The sequence below is a fragment of the Nocardiopsis sp. NPDC058789 genome (genome assembly GCF_042745575.1).
GTDB classification, from domain to species: Bacteria; Actinomycetota; Actinomycetes; order Streptosporangiales; family Streptosporangiaceae; genus Nocardiopsis; species Nocardiopsis eucommiae.
This window is the reverse complement of record NZ_JBHYOW010000006.1, coordinates 114,653-132,385: the sequence shown is the minus strand read 5'-3', so window position 1 is coordinate 132,385 and position 17,733 is coordinate 114,653. Positions and strand designations below refer to the sequence as shown.

The 17,733-nt window shown below is 66.6% G+C and carries 31 protein-coding genes; all 31 read left to right on the top strand.

The window, feature by feature from the left end; all coding sequences use genetic code 11:
• The first annotated feature begins 1 nt into the window (after position 1).
• Complete coding sequence (rplC, locus tag ACFW3L_RS10285) at positions 2-652, top strand: 50S ribosomal protein L3 (RefSeq protein WP_357760506.1); 651 nt, start codon at positions 2-4, stop codon at positions 650-652.
• Between the two features lie 3 nt (positions 653-655).
• Positions 656-1,327: a 50S ribosomal protein L4 gene (gene rplD, locus ACFW3L_RS10280; RefSeq protein ID WP_378738548.1), complete on the top strand. Its 672-nt coding sequence runs from the start codon at positions 656-658 to the stop codon at positions 1,325-1,327.
• A complete protein-coding gene (rplW, locus tag ACFW3L_RS10275) occupies positions 1,324-1,614 on the top strand; it encodes a 50S ribosomal protein L23 (RefSeq protein WP_017588427.1) in 291 nt (96 codons plus the stop codon). The genes rplD and rplW overlap by 4 nt, the downstream gene beginning before the upstream one ends.
• Before the next feature lie 58 nt (positions 1,615-1,672).
• Positions 1,673-2,512, top strand: a complete 840-nt coding sequence (gene rplB / locus ACFW3L_RS10270) for a 50S ribosomal protein L2 (protein WP_017543004.1) — start codon at positions 1,673-1,675, stop codon at positions 2,510-2,512.
• A gap of 12 nt (positions 2,513-2,524) precedes the next feature.
• Complete coding sequence (gene rpsS / locus ACFW3L_RS10265) at positions 2,525-2,803, top strand: 30S ribosomal protein S19 (RefSeq protein WP_017543003.1); 279 nt, start codon at positions 2,525-2,527, stop codon at positions 2,801-2,803.
• A 74-nt stretch (positions 2,804-2,877) separates the two neighbouring features.
• Positions 2,878-3,246 (top strand): 50S ribosomal protein L22, encoded by a 369-nt coding sequence (rplV, locus tag ACFW3L_RS10260; RefSeq protein WP_017543002.1) that lies wholly within the window; start codon positions 2,878-2,880, stop codon positions 3,244-3,246.
• Positions 3,246-4,034 (top strand): 30S ribosomal protein S3, encoded by a 789-nt coding sequence (gene rpsC / locus ACFW3L_RS10255; RefSeq protein WP_049569156.1) that lies wholly within the window; start codon positions 3,246-3,248, stop codon positions 4,032-4,034. The genes rplV and rpsC overlap by 1 nt, the downstream gene beginning before the upstream one ends.
• Positions 4,035-4,037: 3 nt before the next feature.
• Positions 4,038-4,454: a 50S ribosomal protein L16 gene (gene rplP, locus ACFW3L_RS10250; protein WP_378738545.1), complete on the top strand. Its 417-nt coding sequence runs from the start codon at positions 4,038-4,040 to the stop codon at positions 4,452-4,454.
• Positions 4,454-4,708 carry a 50S ribosomal protein L29 gene (gene rpmC / locus ACFW3L_RS10245; protein ID WP_017542999.1) on the top strand — a complete coding sequence of 85 codons (255 nt, stop codon included), beginning with the start codon at positions 4,454-4,456 and terminating at the stop codon, positions 4,706-4,708. Before rplP ends, rpmC begins: the two co-directional genes overlap by 1 nt.
• The gene (gene rpsQ, locus ACFW3L_RS10240) at positions 4,705-4,977 is read left to right on the top strand and encodes a 30S ribosomal protein S17 (RefSeq protein ID WP_017542998.1); all 273 of its coding nucleotides are present in this window, start codon (positions 4,705-4,707) and stop codon (positions 4,975-4,977) included. Before rpmC ends, rpsQ begins: the two co-directional genes overlap by 4 nt.
• A 104-nt stretch (positions 4,978-5,081) precedes the next feature.
• Complete coding sequence (gene rplN, locus ACFW3L_RS10235; RefSeq protein WP_013156121.1) at positions 5,082-5,450, top strand: 50S ribosomal protein L14; 369 nt, start codon at positions 5,082-5,084, stop codon at positions 5,448-5,450.
• A 3-nt stretch (positions 5,451-5,453) separates the two neighbouring features.
• Positions 5,454-5,759: a 50S ribosomal protein L24 gene (gene rplX / locus ACFW3L_RS10230; RefSeq protein ID WP_378738542.1), complete on the top strand. Its 306-nt coding sequence runs from the start codon at positions 5,454-5,456 to the stop codon at positions 5,757-5,759.
• Positions 5,759-6,334, top strand: coding sequence for a 50S ribosomal protein L5 (gene rplE / locus ACFW3L_RS10225; protein ID WP_378738540.1), 576 nt, complete (start codon positions 5,759-5,761; stop codon positions 6,332-6,334). The genes rplX and rplE overlap by 1 nt, the downstream gene beginning before the upstream one ends.
• A 13-nt stretch (positions 6,335-6,347) precedes the next feature.
• Entirely contained in the window at positions 6,348-6,533 is a 186-nt protein-coding gene (locus tag ACFW3L_RS10220; protein ID WP_378738537.1) for a type Z 30S ribosomal protein S14, read from the top strand.
• Positions 6,534-6,802: 269 nt separating this feature from the next.
• Positions 6,803-7,201: a 30S ribosomal protein S8 gene (rpsH, locus tag ACFW3L_RS10215; protein ID WP_026119486.1), complete on the top strand. Its 399-nt coding sequence runs from the start codon at positions 6,803-6,805 to the stop codon at positions 7,199-7,201.
• Positions 7,202-7,218: 17 nt separating this feature from the next.
• Positions 7,219-7,755 carry a 50S ribosomal protein L6 gene (gene rplF, locus ACFW3L_RS10210; RefSeq protein WP_378738534.1) on the top strand — a complete coding sequence of 179 codons (537 nt, stop codon included), beginning with the start codon at positions 7,219-7,221 and terminating at the stop codon, positions 7,753-7,755.
• Between the two features lie 2 nt (positions 7,756-7,757).
• The gene (gene rplR / locus ACFW3L_RS10205) at positions 7,758-8,138 is read left to right on the top strand and encodes a 50S ribosomal protein L18 (RefSeq protein ID WP_017542993.1); all 381 of its coding nucleotides are present in this window, start codon (positions 7,758-7,760) and stop codon (positions 8,136-8,138) included.
• 51 nt (positions 8,139-8,189) lie between these two features.
• Positions 8,190-8,792 (top strand): 30S ribosomal protein S5, encoded by a 603-nt coding sequence (gene rpsE, locus ACFW3L_RS10200; RefSeq protein WP_017542992.1) that lies wholly within the window; start codon positions 8,190-8,192, stop codon positions 8,790-8,792.
• A gap of 2 nt (positions 8,793-8,794) precedes the next feature.
• On the top strand, positions 8,795-8,980 hold the full coding sequence (rpmD, locus tag ACFW3L_RS10195; RefSeq protein WP_014912857.1) for a 50S ribosomal protein L30: 186 nt from the start codon (positions 8,795-8,797) through the stop codon (positions 8,978-8,980).
• Positions 8,977-9,441, top strand: a complete 465-nt coding sequence (gene rplO / locus ACFW3L_RS10190; RefSeq protein WP_017542990.1) for a 50S ribosomal protein L15 — start codon at positions 8,977-8,979, stop codon at positions 9,439-9,441. Before rpmD ends, rplO begins: the two co-directional genes overlap by 4 nt.
• Before the next feature lie 280 nt (positions 9,442-9,721).
• Positions 9,722-11,035 carry a preprotein translocase subunit SecY gene (gene secY, locus ACFW3L_RS10185; RefSeq protein ID WP_378738531.1) on the top strand — a complete coding sequence of 438 codons (1,314 nt, stop codon included), beginning with the start codon at positions 9,722-9,724 and terminating at the stop codon, positions 11,033-11,035.
• Entirely contained in the window at positions 11,036-11,695 is a 660-nt protein-coding gene (locus ACFW3L_RS10180; protein WP_378738529.1) for an adenylate kinase, read from the top strand. It begins immediately after the preceding gene.
• Entirely contained in the window at positions 11,695-12,519 is an 825-nt protein-coding gene (gene map / locus ACFW3L_RS10175) for a type I methionyl aminopeptidase (protein WP_378738527.1), read from the top strand. The genes ACFW3L_RS10180 and map overlap by 1 nt, the downstream gene beginning before the upstream one ends.
• Before the next feature lie 90 nt (positions 12,520-12,609).
• The gene (locus ACFW3L_RS10170) at positions 12,610-13,053 is read left to right on the top strand and encodes a DUF1707 domain-containing protein (protein WP_378738525.1); all 444 of its coding nucleotides are present in this window, start codon (positions 12,610-12,612) and stop codon (positions 13,051-13,053) included.
• A gap of 361 nt (positions 13,054-13,414) precedes the next feature.
• Positions 13,415-13,636, top strand: a complete 222-nt coding sequence (infA, locus tag ACFW3L_RS10165) for a translation initiation factor IF-1 (RefSeq protein ID WP_017578623.1) — start codon at positions 13,415-13,417, stop codon at positions 13,634-13,636.
• 53 nt (positions 13,637-13,689) lie between these two features.
• Positions 13,690-13,803 (top strand): 50S ribosomal protein L36, encoded by a 114-nt coding sequence (rpmJ, locus tag ACFW3L_RS10160; RefSeq protein ID WP_082206327.1) that lies wholly within the window; start codon positions 13,690-13,692, stop codon positions 13,801-13,803.
• Positions 13,804-14,022: 219 nt separating this feature from the next.
• A complete protein-coding gene (gene rpsM, locus ACFW3L_RS10155; RefSeq protein ID WP_017542983.1) occupies positions 14,023-14,403 on the top strand; it encodes a 30S ribosomal protein S13 in 381 nt (126 codons plus the stop codon).
• A 69-nt stretch (positions 14,404-14,472) separates the two neighbouring features.
• A complete protein-coding gene (gene rpsK / locus ACFW3L_RS10150) occupies positions 14,473-14,877 on the top strand; it encodes a 30S ribosomal protein S11 (protein WP_017542982.1) in 405 nt (134 codons plus the stop codon).
• A 181-nt stretch (positions 14,878-15,058) separates the two neighbouring features.
• Positions 15,059-16,081 (top strand): DNA-directed RNA polymerase subunit alpha, encoded by a 1,023-nt coding sequence (locus ACFW3L_RS10145; RefSeq protein ID WP_017542981.1) that lies wholly within the window; start codon positions 15,059-15,061, stop codon positions 16,079-16,081.
• A 65-nt stretch (positions 16,082-16,146) separates the two neighbouring features.
• Entirely contained in the window at positions 16,147-16,611 is a 465-nt protein-coding gene (gene rplQ / locus ACFW3L_RS10140; RefSeq protein ID WP_378738521.1) for a 50S ribosomal protein L17, read from the top strand.
• 128 nt (positions 16,612-16,739) lie between these two features.
• Complete coding sequence (truA, locus tag ACFW3L_RS10135; RefSeq protein WP_352388748.1) at positions 16,740-17,585, top strand: tRNA pseudouridine(38-40) synthase TruA; 846 nt, start codon at positions 16,740-16,742, stop codon at positions 17,583-17,585.
• The last annotated feature ends 148 nt before the right edge of the window (positions 17,586-17,733 follow it).

Genomic DNA, 17,733 nt, shown 5'->3' with positions numbered 1-17,733 from the left:
CATGGCCACCAAGCAGATCAAGGGAGTTCTGGGCGAAAAGCTCGGCATGACCCAGGTCTTCGACGACGCGGGCAAGATGGTGCCCGTGACCGTCCTGAAGGCCGGTCCGTGCGTCGTGAGCCGCATCCGGACCCCTGACACCGATGGCTACTCCGCCATCCAGCTCGGCTACGGGCAGATCAACCCGCGCAAGGTCAACAAGCCCCTGGGCGACTACCTGCGCGCGAACGACCTGACCCCGCGCCGTCACTACGTCGAGGTGCGCACCACCGACGCCTCCGAGTACACGCTCGGCCAGGAAGTCGACGCCGCCGCGTTCGAGAGCGGCCAGAAGGTCGACGTCACGGGCAAGAGCAAGGGCAAGGGTTTCGCCGGTGTGATGAAGCGCCACGGTTTCCGTGGTCTCTCCGCCTCGCACGGCACCCAGCGCAAGCACCGCTCTCCCGGCTCCATCGGCGGCTGCGCCACGCCCGGCCGCGTTTTCAAGGGCATGCGGATGGCCGGGCGCATGGGCAACGTGCGCAAGACCGTCCAGAACCTGACCGTTCACTCTGTGGACGCGGAGAAGGGCCTCATCCTGGTCAAGGGTGCTGTCCCCGGTCCCAACGGCGGTCTGGTGCTCGTCCGCACCGCTGTGAAGGGGGACAAGTAAGTCATGGCCCAGATCGAGGTCAAGAACCCCGAGGGCGGCTCCAAGGGCAGCGTCGAGCTTCCCGAGTCCGTCTTCGCCCAGCAGGTCAGCATCCCGCTGATCCACCAGGTCGTGAACGGCCAGCTGGCCGCCGGCCGGCAGGGCACGCACGCCACCAAGACCCGCGGCGAGGTCCGCGGCGGTGGCAAGAAGCCCTACCGCCAGAAGGGAACCGGTCGTGCCCGTCAGGGCTCGATCCGCGCCCCGCAGTACACCGGTGGTGGCACCGTTCACGGTCCCCAGCCGCGTGACTACAGCCAGCGGACCCCGAAGAAGATGAAGGCCGCCGCCCTGCGTGGCGCCCTCTCGGACCGGGCCAACCACGGCCGTATCCACGTCATCAGCACCTTCGTCGCTGAGGACGCGGAGAACAAGTTCACGCAGACCGCTCTGAAGTCGCTGCGTCAGGTCACCGAGTCCGACAAGGTCCTCGTCGTCCTGGCCCGCGAGGACGAGCACAACCGGCGCGCCCTGCGCAACCTCGAAGAGGTCCACATCCTCGACGCGGACCAGGTGAACACCTACGACGTCCTCTACTCGGACGACGTGGTCTTCACCGAGGCGGGCTACGCCGAGTTCCTGGCCCACGCGGCCGGTACCTCGAAGGCCGCTGAGTCCGAGGAGGACGACCAGTGAGGATCGCCGACCACCGGGACATCATCGTCGAGCCGGTGATCTCCGAGAAGAGCTACGGGCTCATGGACGAGAACAAGTACACGTTCATCGTTCGCCCGGACGCCAACAAGACCCAGATCAAGATCGCGATCGAGAAGATCTTCGAAGTGAAGGTCACGAGCGTGAACACGATCAACCGGAAGGGTAAGCGCAAGCGCACCCGTTTCGGCTTCGGGAAGCGTCCCGACACCAAGCGCGCGATCGTCAGCGTGGCCGACGGCCAGCGGATCGACATCTTCGGTGTCTGACCTCTCCCGGGTCTGACCGCTACATGTCAAGCAACACGTAAAGGAATGCGCGAAGAAGATGGGCATTCGTAAGTACAAGCCGACGACGCCGGGTCGTCGCGGCTCCAGCGTGAGCGACTTCGTCGAGATCACGCGTTCGGAGCCGGAGAAGTCCCTGGTCCGTCCGCTTCACTCCAAGGGCGGTCGTAACGGCCACGGCCGGATCACCGCTCGTCACCAGGGTGGTGGCCACAAGCGCGCCTACCGCGTGATCGACTTCCGTCGTCACGACAAGGACGGCGTGCCGGCCAAGGTCGCTCACATCGAGTACGACCCCAACCGCACCGCTCGCATCGCTCTGCTCCACTACGTGGACGGTGAGAAGCGCTACATTCTGGCGCCCGCCGGCCTCAAGCAGGGCGACAAGATCGAGAACGGCCCCCAGTCCGACATCAAGCCGGGCAACTGCCTCCCGCTGCGCAACATCCCCACGGGTACGTTCGTGCACGCGGTCGAGCTGAAGCCCGGTGGCGGTGCCAAGCTGGGTCGTTCCGCGGGGTCGCAGATCCAGCTCCTCGCCAAGGAGGGCCGTTACGCCACGCTGCGTATGCCCTCCGGTGAGATGCGCATGGTCGAGATCTCCTGCCGCGCCACGGTTGGTCAGGTCGGCAACGCCGAGCAGTCCAACATCAACTGGGGTAAGGCCGGCCGCTCGCGGTGGAAGGGCAAGCGCCCGACCGTCCGTGGTGTGGTCATGAACCCGGTCGACCACCCGCACGGTGGTGGTGAGGGCAAGACCTCCGGTGGTCGTCACCCGGTCAGCCCCTGGGGCAAGAAGGAAGGCCGGACCAGGGCCAAGAACAAGGCCAGCGACAAGCTGATCGTGCGGCGTCGGCGTAGCGGTAAGAAGAAGCGGTAAGGAGCACGTCTGATGCCACGTAGCCTTAAGAAGGGTCCCTTCGTCGACGACCACCTCATCAAGAAGGTGGAAGTCCAGAACGAGAAGGGGACCAAGAACGTCATCAAGACGTGGTCCCGGCGATCCATGATCGTCCCGGAGATGATCGGTCACACGATCGCCGTCCACGACGGCCGCAAGCACGTTCCGGTGTTCGTGTCGGAGTCGATGGTCGGCCACAAGCTCGGTGAGTTCGCTCCCACGCGTACTTTCCGTAGCCACGTCAAGGACGACCGCCGCAGCCGCCGCTAGCGGTTGCAGCAGTTGTAAGAACCATTTTCTCCACGGTGAGTGGGGAAGGAATTTCCGTGAGCGAGGGAAAAGCGATGGGAACGAGGGCACAGGCGCGGTTCGTCCGCGTTACGCCCCGAAAGGCTCGCCGGGTGGCGGACCTTATTCGCGGGTTGCCCGCTGACGAGGCACAGGCGGTGCTCCGGTTCGCGCCCCAGTCGGCGAGCGAGCCCGTTGGCAAGGTGCTGGCTAGCGCCATCGCCAACGCTGAGCACAACGACAAGCTGGACCGTGAGTCCCTGGTGGTCGAGCGCGTCTGGGTGGACGAGGGTCCGACCCTGAAGCGCATTCGTCCCCGCGGCTTCGGCCGGGCTTTCCGGGTCACCAAGCGCACGAGCCACATCACCGTGGTCGTCGCTGAGGGCGCGGGCGCCTCGTCCAAGACCAAGGAAAGGACCCGATAGTGGGACAGAAGGTAAACCCGCACGGGTTCCGCCTCGGCATCACCACCGACTTCAAGAGCCGCTGGTACGCCGACAAGTCCTACAAGGACTACGTCAAGGAAGACGTCGCGATCCGTCGGATGCTGACCCGTGGCATGGAGCGCGCGGGCATCTCCAAGGTCGAGATCGAGCGCACCCGTGACCGTGTCCGCGTGGACGTCTACACCGCCCGGCCGGGCATCGTCATCGGCCGTCGCGGCGTCGAGGCCGACCGGATCCGTACGGACCTGGAGAAGCTCACCGGCAAGCAGGTGCAGCTGAACGTCTTCGAGGTCAAGAACCCCGAGATCGACGCGCAGCTCGTCGCCCAGGGCGTCGCTGAGCAGCTGAGCAGCCGCGTGGCGTTCCGCCGCGCGATGCGCAAGGCCATGCAGAGCGCCATGAAGAGTGGCGCCAAGGGTATTCGTATCCAGTGCGGTGGTCGTCTGGGTGGGGCTGAGATGTCCCGCTCGGAGTTCTACCGCGAGGGTCGCGTCCCGCTGCACACGCTGCGCGCCGACATCGACTACGGCTTCTTCGAGGCCCGTACGACGTTCGGTCGCATCGGCGTCAAGGTGTGGATCTACAAGGGCGACGCCCCTGTGACCCGCGCCGAGCGCGAGGCGGCCCAGGCCGCCCAGCGCACCGCCGGTGGCGGTCAGCGCCGTGAGCGTCCGCAGCGCCGCCGTCGTGGCGGTGCCGCTGGCGCCCCGGGCACCGACGCCAAGGCTGGTGCTTCGGCCGAGGCCCCGAAGACCGAGGGGAGCTAACCGATGCTTATTCCTCGTAAGGTCAAGTACCGGAAGCAGCACCACCCGGACCTTCGTGGCAAGGCTCAGCGTGGTACCACGGTCGCCTTCGGCGAGTTCGGTATCCAGGCCCTGGAGTCGGCCTACGTGACGAACCGTCAGATCGAGTCCGCTCGTATCGCCATGACGCGTCACATCAAGCGTGGCGGCAAGGTGTGGATCAACATCTTCCCGGACCGTCCGCTGACGAAGAAGCCCGCCGAGGTCCGCATGGGCTCCGGTAAGGGTTCGCCCGAGTGGTGGGTCGCGCCGGTCAAGCCGGGGCGCGTGATGTTCGAGCTGTCGGGCGTGCCCGAGGCCGTGGCCAAGGAGGCCCTGCGCCGTGCGATGCACAAGCTCCCGATGAAGTGCAAGTTTGTTAAGCGGGAGGTGTGGGAGTAGTGGCGAAGTCCGTGACTGCCCACGAGCTGCGCGACCAGTCCGTCGAGGACCTGGTCACGAAGCTCAAGGAAGCCAAGGAAGAGCTCTTCAACCTCCGCTTCCAGGCCGCCACCGGCCAGCTCGACAACCACAGCCGTCTGCGCACTGTCAAGCGCGAGATCGCCAGGATCTACACGGTCCTGCGCGAGCACGAGCTGGGCATCGTCCCGCTGTCTGGTGAGTCGGCTGAGGAGACGAAGGAAGCAGCCGAATGAGTGAGAACCAGACCGCGACGCGCAACTACCGCAAGGTGCGCGAGGGCTACGTCGTCAGCGACAAGATGGACAAGACCGTCGTTGTCGAGGTCGAGGACCGCGTCAAGCACGCCCTGTACGGCAAGGTCATCCGTCGGACGACCAAGTACAAGGCGCACGACGAGGCGAACTCCGCTGGCGTCGGCGACCGGGTCCGCATGATGGAGACCCGGCCGCTCTCCGCGACGAAGCGTTGGCGCGTCGTGGAGATCCTGGAGAAGGCTAAGTAACCCCAGCCTGTTGGCGGCCGGCACTCGTTGCCGGCCGCCGACCAGAGGGGTGAGACCACCTAGCCGTGCGGCAGTGGACCGCACGCATCACATCAGGAGCAGACGTGATTCAGCAGGAGTCGCGACTCAAGGTCGCCGACAACACGGGTGCCAAGGAGATCCTTACCATCCGTGTTCTCGGTGGCTCGGGTCGGCGCTACGCCGGGATCGGCGACACGATCGTCGCCACGGTGAAGGACGCCCTGCCTGGCGCTGGAGTCAAGAAGGGCGACGTCGTCAAGGCCGTTGTCGTGCGCACCGTCAAGGAGCGCCGCCGGCCCGACGGCTCCTACATCCGCTTCGATGAGAACGCTGCCGTGCTCATCAAGGACGGTGGGGACCCGCGAGGCACCCGCATCTTCGGCCCGGTCGGCCGTGAGCTGCGTGACAAGAAGTACATGCGCATCATTTCGCTGGCGCCGGAGGTGCTCTAAGCGATGAAGATCAAATCTGGCGACGAGGTCATCGTTCTCGCCGGCAAGGACAAGGGTGCCACCGGCAAGGTCGTCAAGGCCCTGCCGAAGGAAGACCGTGTCATCGTCGAGGGCGTCAACCTGGTCAAGAAGCACAGGAAGGCCAACCCGGCGGGCGGCCAGCAGGGCGAGGTCGTCACGAAGGAGGCCCCCATCCACGTGAGCAACGTTTCGCTCGCGGAGGACGGCAAGGCCACTCGGGTCGGCTACCGCTTCGAGGAAGACGGAACCAAGGTTCGGGTCTCCCGCCGCACCGGTAAGGACATCTGATGACGGTTACCAACGACATCACCGCCCCTCCGATGCCGCGGCTCAAGGAGAAGTACCGCAACGAGATCGCTGCGGGCCTCAAGGACGAGTTCGACATCGCCAACGTCATGCAGATCCCCGGTCTCACGAAGATCGTGGTCAACATGGGCGTGGGCGAGGCGGCTCGTGACGCGAAGCTGATCCAGGGCGCGATCGCCGACCTTACGGCGATCACCGGTCAGAAGCCGAAGATCAACCGTGCCCGGAACTCCATCGCGCAGTTCAAGCTGCGCGAGGGTCAGCCGATCGGCGCCAGCGTCACGCTGCGCGGCGACCGGATGTGGGAGTTCCTCGACCGGCTGCTCTCGCTGGCCCTGCCCCGGATCAGGGACTTCCGTGGCCTTTCCCCGAAGCAGTTCGACGGGAACGGCAACTACACCTTCGGTCTGACCGAGCAGGTCATGTTCCACGAGGTCGACCCGGACAAGGTCGACCGCCAGCGTGGGATGGACATCACGGTTGTCACGACGGCGACCACCGACGAACACGGCCGCAGCCTGCTCAAGCGGCTCGGTTTCCCGTTCAAGGAAGCCTGAGGGGTTACCACAGATGGCTAAGAAGTCCCTGATCGCCAAGGCGCAGCGGAAGCCGAAGTTCGGCGTTCGTGCGTATACTCGATGCTCGCGGTGCGGCCGCCCCCGCGCCGTCTTCCGGAAGTTCGGCCTGTGCCGTATCTGCTTCCGCGAGATGGCCCACAAGGGCGAGCTGCCCGGTATCACCAAGTCGAGCTGGTAGTTTCCGGTGGGGCCGACCCTGCGCGCTAGCGCGGTCGGCCCCCCGAAACGCCACCTGACGGTGGTACGAAGCAGTGCCCGTGGCCGCCTCCTGGCGGAGCACGGACCAGCTACATCCATTCAACAGGGCACGGCAGTCCCGGGAGGGACCGCGGTGCCCACGACCACGCCGAAGGTCCGTTTGTGCACTCTCCGGGGGCAACCCCGACGAGAGGCAGGCTCTGGGAAAGCCCGCACTCGGAAACCGCGGTGAGGAAGGGCCAGTCGGCCATGACGATGACCGACCCGATCGCAGACATGCTGACGCGTCTGCGTAACGCGAACTCGGCGTACCACGACACCGTGACGATGCCGTATTCCAAGATCAAGGCGCACATCGCCGAGATCCTCCAGCAGGAGGGCTTCATTCAGGGCTGGCGGACCGAGGAGGCCCCCGTGGGCCAGAGCCTCGTCCTCGACCTGAAGTACGGCCCCACCCGTGAGCGTTCCATCGCGGGAATCCGCCGGGTGTCCAAGCCCGGTCTCCGGGTGTACGCGAAGAAGGAGAACCTTCCGCGCGTGCTGGGTGGCCTCGGTGTGGCGATCATTTCGACGTCCGGTGGCCTGATGACTGACAAGCAGGCCAAGAAGCGTGGCGTGGGCGGCGAAGTCCTCGCTTACGTCTGGTAATAGGGAGAGACTGAAGCATGTCGCGAATCGGTCGACTGCCGCTCTCGGTCCCCAAGGGCGTCGAAGTCACGATTAACGGGCAAGACGTCACTGTCAAGGGGCCGAAGGGCGAACTCAAGCACACGATCGCCGAGCCGATCACCGTCTCCTTCGAGGACGGTATCGTCACGGTCGCTCGTCCTGACGACAAGCCGGAGAACCGGTCGCTGCACGGTCTGACCCGTGCGCTGATCGCCAACCTCGTCGAGGGTGTCTCCAAGGGCTACGCCAAGACGCTGGAGATCCACGGCGTGGGTTACCGCGTCCAGGCCCGCGGCTCCAACCTGGAGTTCTCGCTGGGCTTCAGCCACCCGGTGGTCATCGAGCCCCCCGAGGGCATCACCTTCCGCGTGGAGAAGCCGACCATCCTCCACGTCGAGGGCATCGACAAGCAGCTGGTGGGCCAGGTCGCCGCGAACATCCGTGGTCTGCGCAAGCCTGACCCGTACAAGGCCAAGGGCGTGCGGTACAAGGGTGAGCACATCCGCCGCAAGGCCGGAAAGGCTGGTAAGTAGGCATGGGCATCACCGTGAGCCGTAAGCGCACCGCGAAGGCGACCACCTCCCGCAAGCGCCGGCAGTTCCGGGTCCGCAAGAAGGTCGTGGGCACCAGTGAGCGTCCGCGTCTGGCCGTGTTCCGCTCCTCCAAGCACATCGTCGCGCAGGTGATCGACGACTCCAAGGGTCACACCCTGGTCGCCGCCTCCAGCGTCGAGACCGACGTGCGGGGTGCCGAGGGCACGAAGTCCGACAAGTCCGTCAAGGTCGGTGAGCTCGTCGCGCAGCGCGCGAAGGACGCCGGTATCACCCAGGTCGTCTTCGACCGCGGTGGTAACCGGTACGCCGGTCGTATCGCCAAGCTCGCCGACGCGGCGCGCGAGGGCGGGCTGGAGTTCTAGTTCGATGACCTCTGTACTGGCCAAGAACAAGCACGAGAAGAGGAATCACTGATGGCTGCAGCACCGCGGCGCGGCGCCGGTGGCGAGCGGCGTGATCGCCGTGACGATCGCCGCGGCGGCGCCGCAGACAAGGGTGTCTCCTACATCGAGAAGGTCGTGACCATCAACCGGGTCGCGAAGGTCGTCAAGGGCGGCCGTCGCTTCTCCTTCACCGCTCTCGTCGTCGTCGGTGACGGCAACGGCATGGTGGGCGTCGGTTACGGCAAGGCCAAGGAAGTTCCGGCCGCGATCGCCAAGGGCGTGGAGGCCGCGAAGAGGAACTTCTTCCGCGTCCCCCGCATCCAGGGCACCATCGTGCACCGGGTCCAGGGCGAGGAAGCCGCTGGCGTCGTCCTGCTCCGTCCGGCCGCCCCGGGTACCGGCGTCATCGCCGGTGGCCCCGTGCGCGCCGTCCTGGAGTGCGCCGGCATCCACGACGTCCTGAGCAAGTCGCTCGGTTCGTCCAACCCGCTGAACATCGTGCACGCCACGGTGGCGGCGCTCAAGGGTCTCAACCAGCCCGAGGAGATCGCGGCCCGCCGTGGTCTGCCGATCGAGGATGTGGCCCCGGCTGCCATGCTGCGCGCTCGCTCTGAGGCGAAGGCAGGAGCCTGATCATGGCCAAGATCAAGATCACGCAGACCCGCTCCAAGATCGGCGGCAAGGAGAAGCAGCACGCTGCTCTCCAGTCGCTGGGCCTGGGCCGGATCGGTAAGTCCACCGTGCGCGAGGACCGCCCCGAGGTTCGCGGGCAGATCACGATCGTCTCGCACCTCGTCACTGTCGAGGAGGTCGCAGAATGAGCGACTACAACCCCGACGAGCTGCTCAAGCTGCACCACCTGCGTCCCGCCCCGGGTAGCAACAAGGCCAAGATCCGCAAGGGTCGCGGCGAGGCTTCCAAGGGTAAGACCGCTGGTCGCGGTACCAAGGGCACCAAGGCTCGTAACACCGTTCGTCCCGGCTTCGAGGGTGGGCAGATGCCCCTCATCCGCCGGATCCCGAAGCTCAAGGGCTTCAGCAACGCCCGGTTCAAGACGACCTACCAGGTCGTCAACCTGGACAAGCTGAGCGAGCTCTACCCCGAGGGTGGCGAGGTCACCGTCGAGGGCCTGGTCGCCAAGGGCGCGGTTCGCAAGAACCAGCTCGTCAAGGTGCTGGGTACGGGTGAGATCACCGTCGCCGTGCAGGTGAGCGCCAACGCGTTCTCCGGCTCCGCGAAGGAGAAGATCACCGCCGCCGGTGGCACTGTCACCGAGCTGTAGGGGTTTCCCTACGATGCGTACTGGGGGCGCCCGCCCGGCAGGTCCGAAAGGTCCTGTTGGCGGGCGCCCTCACGTGTTGTGAGTGTTGATCGTTATGACTCACGACACCTCGCGTCAGGTGATGACTGTTACAGTGCCATCTGTTTGAGCTCCCCGCTTGACGTAATGTGAGTACTTCCGAGCTCCGGGCGACAGGCCCGGCGCTGACGTTCTACGACGATTCAGGATCGGCCGCGATGTCTGGAACCCGTTCCGCCGCCGAAGCCGCGCAGGAGGAGACGTGCTAGGTGCGTTCGTTCGTGCATTCCGCACGCCCGACCTGCGCAATAAGCTGCTGTTCACACTGTTCATCCTGACGATCTTCCGGCTGGGCTCGGTGATTCCCGCTCCGGGCATCGACTCGGCGGCGATCCGGGAGCAGATGGACTTCATCACCGCGCAGGACCAGTCCGGTGTCTACGCGTTGGTGAACCTGTTCAGTGGCGGCGCCCTGCTTCAGCTGGCGGTGTTCGCGCTCGGGGTCATGCCGTACATCACCGCGAGCATCATCATCAACCTGCTCACCGTCGTGATCCCGCGTCTGGAGGCCCTCAAGAAGGAGGGCCAGGCCGGACAGAGCAAGATCACGCAGTACACCCGCTATCTGACCCTCATGCTCGCCGTGCTCCAGGCCACCTCCATCGTGGCCATGGCCCGCACCGGCGCCCTCTTCCAGAACTCGATCGACCCGTCGGTCTACATGCCCAACCAGGACATCCTCACCATGGTGACGATCGTCTTCGTGATGACCGCGGGCACCGCGATCATCATGTGGATGGGTGAGCTGATCACCGAGCGCGGTGTCGGCAACGGTATGTCGCTGCTGATCTTCACCCAGGTCATCGCGATGTTCCCCTCCTCGATCATGGGCCTCTACGAGGAGCGGTCGGTCTGGATCTTCATCATCATCTGCCTCGCCGGTCTGGCCCTGATCACCGCCGTGGTGTTCATGGAGCAGGCGCAGCGCCGTATCCCGGTGCAGTACGCGAAGCGCATGGTGGGTCGTCGTATGTACGGCGGCAGCTCGACCTACATCCCCCTGAAGGTCAACCAGGCGGGCATCATCCCCGTGATCTTCGCCTCCTCCCTGCTGTACCTCCCCCAGCTGGTCGTCGGTCTGATCGGACAGGACTCCACCCACCCGGTGGCGCAGTTCTTCCAGACCTACTTCCTCACGGGCACCCACCCCGTCTACATGGCGACCTTCTTCGTCATGATCGTCGGCTTCGCGTTCTTCTACGTGGCGATTACGTTCAACCCCACTGAAGTCGCCGACAACATGAAGAAGTACGGTGGGTTCATCCCGGGTATCCGTCCGGGGCGTCCGACCGCCGAGTACCTGGACTACGTCCTGACTCGTCTGACGACCCCCGGTTCGCTGTACCTGGGTGTGATCGCTCTCCTGCCCATGGTCGCTCTCGGCGCCACCGGTGCCGACATGAACTTCCCCTTCGGCGGGACGAGCATCCTGATCATGGTGGGTGTCGGGCTGGACACGGTGAAGCAGATCGAGAGTCACCTCCAGCAGAGGAACTACGAAGGTTTTCTGCGATAAATGCGTGCAGTATTGGTGGGGCCGCCTGGGGCCGGCAAGGGCACCCAGGCCCAGATCCTCGCGGAAGAGCTGTCGATCCCGAAGGTGTCCACCGGTGACATCTTCCGGGCCAACGTCAGCGGTGGTACCGAACTCGGCAAGAAGGCCAAGGAGTTCATGGACCGCGGCGACCTCGTCCCCGACGAGGTCACCAACGCCATGGTCAAGGACCGGCTGGCCCAGGACGACGCGGCGGGTGGTTTCCTGCTGGACGGGTTCCCCCGCAACGTCCCCCAGGCCGAGACGCTCCAGGGCATGCTCGCGGACCTCGGGACCCAGCTGGACGTCGTCCTGGAGCTGCGGGTCGACGAGGAGGAGGTCGTCAAGCGCCTCTCGGGTCGTCGTTCCTGCCCCGAGTGCGGCCGCGTGTACCACGTGGAGTACGACGCCCCGAAGGTCGAGGGCACGTGCGACAACGAGGGTGCCGCGCTGTACCAGCGTGAGGACGACCGTGAGGAGACCATCAGGCACCGCCTGAAGGTCTACCGCGAGCAGACGGCTCCGCTGGTCGAGTTCTACACCGGTGAGGGCCTGCTGGCCACCATCGCCGCCACGGGCCCCGTGGCGGAGGTGACGGCCCGCGCGAAGGCCGCCATCGAGGAGAAGCGGTCGGCGGTCTGATGTCTCCCAGAGGTGGCTCGGGCGTGCAGATCAAGACGCCGGAACAGATCGCCAAGATGAGGGCGGCGGGTCAGGTCGTGGCCCGCGCCCTGGACACCCTCCGGGCCGCGGTGCGGCCCGGAGTGTCCACCCTCGAACTCGACTCGGTGGCCGAGAAGGTCATCCGGGACGCCGGGGCCGTTCCGTCCTTCAAGGGCTACCACGGCTTCCCGGGCTCGATCTGCGCCTCGGTGAACGAGGAGGTCGTGCACGGCATCCCGACCGCCGAGCGCGTCCTGGCGGACGGGGACATCATCTCCGTCGACTGCGGCGCCATCCTCGACGGCTGGCACGGCGACTCCGCGGTGACCATCGCTGTCGGGGAGGCCCGGCCCGAGGATCTCGCGATGATGGAGGTCTGCGAGGAGTCCATGTGGCTGGGGATCGCGCAGATGCGGCCGGGCAAACGCCTGGGCGACATCGGTTTCGCGATCGGCGGCCACATCTCGGCCAACGGCGGCTACGGCAACGTGCGCGAGTACGGCGGTCACGGCATCGGCACCGAGATGCACATGGATCCGCACGTTCTCAACTACGGCAAGAAGGGCCGTGGTCAGAAGCTGGTCGAGGGCATGTGCCTGGCGATCGAGCCGATGACCACGCTCGGCTCGCACGACGTGGTGGAGCTGGACGACGGCTGGACGGTCGTCACCCGGGACGGTGGCCGCGCCGCCCACTTCGAGCACACCGTGGCGATCACGGCGGACGGCCCGATGGTGCTGACCGCGCGTGAGTCGAACCGCGATAAAATCTCCCAGATGGGGCTCGTCCAGCCGACCTGGTGACGGCGGGCCCACCCCCCGACGCCCTCCGGCGATCAGTCGGAGCGGCGGGGGTGGCGACCACCCCCACGGGTGAGAGGCGAGGTACGCGCGATGTCCGACCCGGTGTCTTCGATGCGATCGTCCGACTCCGAACGCGACCGCGTGGCGGGGCTCCTCCAGGAGCACTTCGCCCAGGGGCGTCTGGACCACGAGGAGTTCACCGAACGCCTCAGCCAGGTGTACCGGTCCCGGACCGTGGACGAACTGGCCCTGGTCACCCGCGACCTCCCCGAGCGCGATCTCGCCGACGTCGGCCGGGCTCCGCTGGCCGACGCCGCGGCTCCGCCGCTGCGGCTGAGGGACCCCGCCCTGATGGTGCCGTGGGTCCTCTACGGTGGAGTGAACCTCCTCTGCTTCTTCATCTGGCTGATCCTGTTCTTCACCACCGAGGCCAGCTACCCCTGGTTCCTGTGGGTCCTGGGCCCGTGGGGGATCATGATGTCCGTCGTGACGTTCGGGGTGCTCGCCGCGCAGCGCGGGCAGGGCGAGGACTAGGAACCGCCGGATCCGCCGGGCACCGTCCGGGCGGCCCCCGGTGGCGGGAACAGGGCGCTCCGCGCGCCGGTTCGCCCCGTGGGGCGTACGGTGTAGGGTTCTGTGCCCTTCGGTTAGGAGTACTTGCCCGAAGGGGATAGACTGTCACTGCCCATACGCGGGCTGTTGGGTCAGTCTGCCTTCTTTGTGCCACGTCATTCCACTCGACGTACGCTCTCTCGCAGTTGGCCCGAGCTTCCAGTGTGTTCAGGCTCTGGCGACCAGGAATCCTCCGGTCGTCCGGGCTGTCGCGTCATGCGAGGCCACTGGGGTCGCGTCGGGTTGTCATGATCAACCAATTGATGAGCGAGGCGTGGAGGACATGGCGAAGAAAGACGGCGCCATCGAGATCGAGGGTTCCGTTGTCGAGTCGCTACCCAACGCTATGTTCAAGGTAGAGCTCGACAACAAGCACACGGTCCTTGCCCACATCAGCGGCAAGATGCGGATGAACTACATCCGTATTCTCCCCGACGACCGCGTCGTCGTGGAGCTGAGCCCGTACGACCTCACGCGCGGGCGCATCGTTTACCGCTACAAGTAGCCCGTCAGGGGCCGACGGCCCAAGACTGGTGATGTGATGAGTTCGGAGTCACCATGAAGGTCAAGCCGAGCGTGAAGAAGATCTGCGCGAAGTGCCGCGTGATCCGTCGTAACCGTCGGATCATGGTCATTTGCTCGGACCCGCGTCACAAGCAGCGCCAGGGCTAGTACCCCCGGTTCGCTCGCCGCGGCTTCCGCACAGCGAGGACCCGGTAGGGGGAGGATCCCCCCGCCGGGCAGTGAAACAACGAAAACCTGTTCCGATCTCCCGCCGTCGAGGACGCGCGGGGGAGAACCCCCGGTCGGAGGCCGGGGCCTCGTCGATTGGGCGACGAGAGGATGGAACGGGTCAGACCTCCGCATATGCATGGATGGAGTCTCGCCCACATGGCACGTATTGCCGGCGTTGACCTCCCCCGCGACAAGCGGGTGGAGATCGCTCTCACTTACGTCTTCGGGGTTGGCCGTACCCGCGCCCTCGAAACCCTGAAGAACACCGGTGTCGACGGGAACACCCGCGTCTACCAGCTGTCCGAAGAGGACCTGGTCAAGCTGCGCGAGTGGATCGACGCCAACTACCAGGTCGAGGGTGACCTGCGTCGCGAGGTCCAGGCCGACATCCGTCGCAAGATGGAGATCGGCAGCTACCAGGGCATTCGCCACCGTCGTGGCCTTCCGGTCCGCGGTCAGCGCACGCAGACCAACGCCCGTACCCGCAAGGGCAAGAAGAAGACCGTGGCCGGCAAGAAGAAGGCCGGCAAGAAGTAGTCCGCCTCGGACCTTTCAACCGCGTCCGAGAAGATACACACGGACCGATGATCTCTGGGAGTTTCGCTCATGCCGCCTAAGGGCCGTCAGGGTGCCGCGCGCAAGGTGCGCCGCAAGGAAAAGAAGAACATCGCCCACGGGCACGCTCACATCAAGAGCACGTTCAACAACACGATCGTGAGCATCACCGACCCCACCGGTGCGGTGATCGCCTGGGCCAGCTCGGGTCAGGTCGGCTTCAAGGGGTCGCGTAAGTCCACCCCCTACGCCGCGCAGATGGCCGCCGAGGCCGCGGCCCGCCGTGCCCAGGAGCACGGTGTCCGCAAGGTCGACGTCTTCGTGAAGGGCCCGGGCTCCGGCCGGGAGACCGCGATCCGTTCGCTTCAGGCGACCGGTCTCGAGGTCGGCTCCATCCAGGACGTCACCCCGGTTCCGCACAACGGCTGCCGTCCGCCGAAGCGCCGCCGCGTCTGATTGGCACCGGTGCCCGCGCCTCCTGCCGCGCGGGCACCCCGTGGTGTGGTCCGTGACCGTCTCCCGTGCGGAGGCGGCGCGGACCGGGTAGGAATCCGAACAGGGGACACCACCACTCCGGTGGTGTCCGTCCGGTGGCCGTCAAATAGCGGTCGGCCATGTGGAAGGGAAGTCACGGACCATGTTGATCGCACAGCGTCCCACGCTCACCGAGGAAGTCGTCTCGGACCTGCGTTCGAGGTTTGTCATCGAGCCGCTGGAGCCGGGTTTCGGCTACACGATCGGTAACTCTCTCCGGCGCACGCTGCTGTCCTCCATCCCCGGTGCCGCTGTCACCAGCATCCGCATCGAGGGCGTCGAGCACGAGTTCACCACCGTGCCCGGAGTCAAGGAGGACGTCACCGAGATGATCCTCAACCTCAAGGGTCTGGTCGTCAGCTCCGAGCACGACGAGCCGGTGCTGATGTACCTGCGCAAGCAGGGCCCCGGTGTGGTGACCGCCGCGGACATCGCTCCGCCGGCCGGTGTCGAGGTGCACAACCCCGACCTGCACATCGCCACGCTGAACGGCAAGGGCAAGCTGGAGATGGAGCTGACGGTCGAGCGCGGCCGCGGTTACGTCTCCGCGACGCAGAACAAGCAGCAGGGCCAGGAGATCGGTCGGATCCCGATCGACTCCATCTACTCGCCGGTGCTGCGTGTGACCTACAAGGTCGAGGCCACCCGAGTCGAGCAGCGCACCGACTTCGACCGCCTGATCGTCGACATCGAGACCAAGCCGGCCATCCGTCCCCGTGACGCCGTGGCCAGCGCGGGCAAGACCCTGGTCGAGCTGTTCGGTCTGGCGCGTGAGCTCAACGTCGACGCCGAGGGCATCGACATGGGCCCGTCGCCCACGGACGCCGCGCTCGCGGCGGACCTGGCGCTGCCGATCGAGGACCTCAACCTCACGGTCCGGTCCTACAACTGCCTCAAGCGTGAGGGCATCCACAGCGTTGGTGAGCTGGTTGCCCGCTCCGAGCAGGACCTGTTGGACATCCGTAACTTCGGTGCCAAGTCCATCGATGAGGTCAAGCAGAAGCTCATCGACATGGGCCTGTCCCTGAAGGACTCCCCGCCCGGATTCGACCCCAGCACCGCGGCCGACTCCTACGGCTCCGAGGACGACGAGGGTGAGTCCTTCGTCGAGACGGAGCAGTACTAACCTTCGTCGCCCCAAGGTCCCCGGCCGAGTGCGGCCGTGGACCGCATCACTAGGAGAACGACACCATGCCCACGCCTACCAAGGGCGCCCGTCTGGGTTCCGGGCCCGCTCACGAGCGGCACATCCTGGCGAACCTCGCCACCTCGCTGTTCCAGCACGGCCGTATCCGCACCACGGAGGCCAAGGCCAAGCGCCTGCGTCCGTACGCCGAGAAGCTCATCACGCTCGGCAAGCGCGGTGACCTGCACGCCCGTCGTCAGGTGCTGACCAAGATCACGGACAAGTCCGTGGTGCACGAGCTCTTCACCGAGATCGGTCCGCGCTTCGAGAACCGCCCCGGTGGTTACACCCGTATCACCAAGATCGGTCCGCGGAAGGGCGACAACGCCCCGATGGCCATCATCGAGCTGGTCGAGGCGCTGAACGCGCCCGCCGCTCCGGCCGCCGCTCCCGTCGAGGAGACCGCCGCGACCGAGGAGACCACCACGGAGGCCCCCGAGGCCACCGAGGAGAGCTCCGAGAGCAAGTAGGGCTGACGTGCGTGGGGCCTCCGGGCCCGCGTGCCAGGCTCGTCGAGTGCCCGACCCTCGCGGGGGTCGGGCACTTCTTCTTTTCATGGGGGCGCGCTCCGAGGGGCGCGCCCGGATGCGGGGTGGGGATGGACGAGAACGAGACGACCGTCCGGCTGCGACTGGACATCGCCTACGACGGCACCGACTTCTCCGGGTGGGCGACCCAGCCGACCCGGCGCACCGTGCAGGGCGAGCTGGAGTCCGCGCTGGCGAAGGTGCTCCGGCTGCCGTCGGCCTCGGTGACGTGCGCCGGGCGCACGGACGCCGGGGTGCACGCGCGCGGCCAGGTGGCGCAGGTGGACGTGCCGGTCGCGACCTGGGAGAGCGAGGGGGAGCGGGTGCTGCGCAGGCTGGCCGGCGTGCTGCCCCGGGACGTGCGTGTCAACGCCGTCCGGGTGGCCCCTCCGGGTTTCGACGCACGCTTCTCGCCCCTGTTCCGGCGCTACGTGTACCGCGTCAGCGACGCTCCGTACGGCGTGGAGCCGCTGCGCCGCCGGGACGTGCTGTGGCACCGGCACCCGGTGGACGTGGACCGGATGAACGAGGCCGCCGCGCTGCTGGTGGGCGAGCACGACTTCGCGGCCTTCTGCAAGAAGCGTGAGGGGGCCACGACCATCCGCGAGCTCCTGCGTCTGGAGTGGGTGCGGGAGGAGCAGTACCTGATCGCGGGGACGATCCAGGCCGACGCGTTCTGCCACAACATGGTGCGCGCCCTCGTGGGGACGCTCCTGGCGGTGGGGGACGGGCGTCGAGGGGTCGAGTGGCCCGGACGGGTTCTGGGCGCGGCCGTGCGCGACTCGTCGGTGCACGTGGTGGGTCCGCAGGGGCTGAGCCTGGAGGAGGTGCGCTACCCGGCCGACGAGGAGCTGGCCGGGCGGGCGAGCCTCACCCGTCGCGTGCGTGAGCTGCCCTGCAAGGGGCACGCGGAGTAGACGGGGCGCAGACCGGGAGGGGCCTCGTGCGCGCGTGCGTGTCTGAGCCCGTGCGCGCGTGCGTCCCGGAGCCCCTGTGAGCCCGTGTGAGGGCGTGCGGGGTGCGGCGCCTGACCGTGGGGCTTCCGGGGCGCGTGGGGCTCAGAGG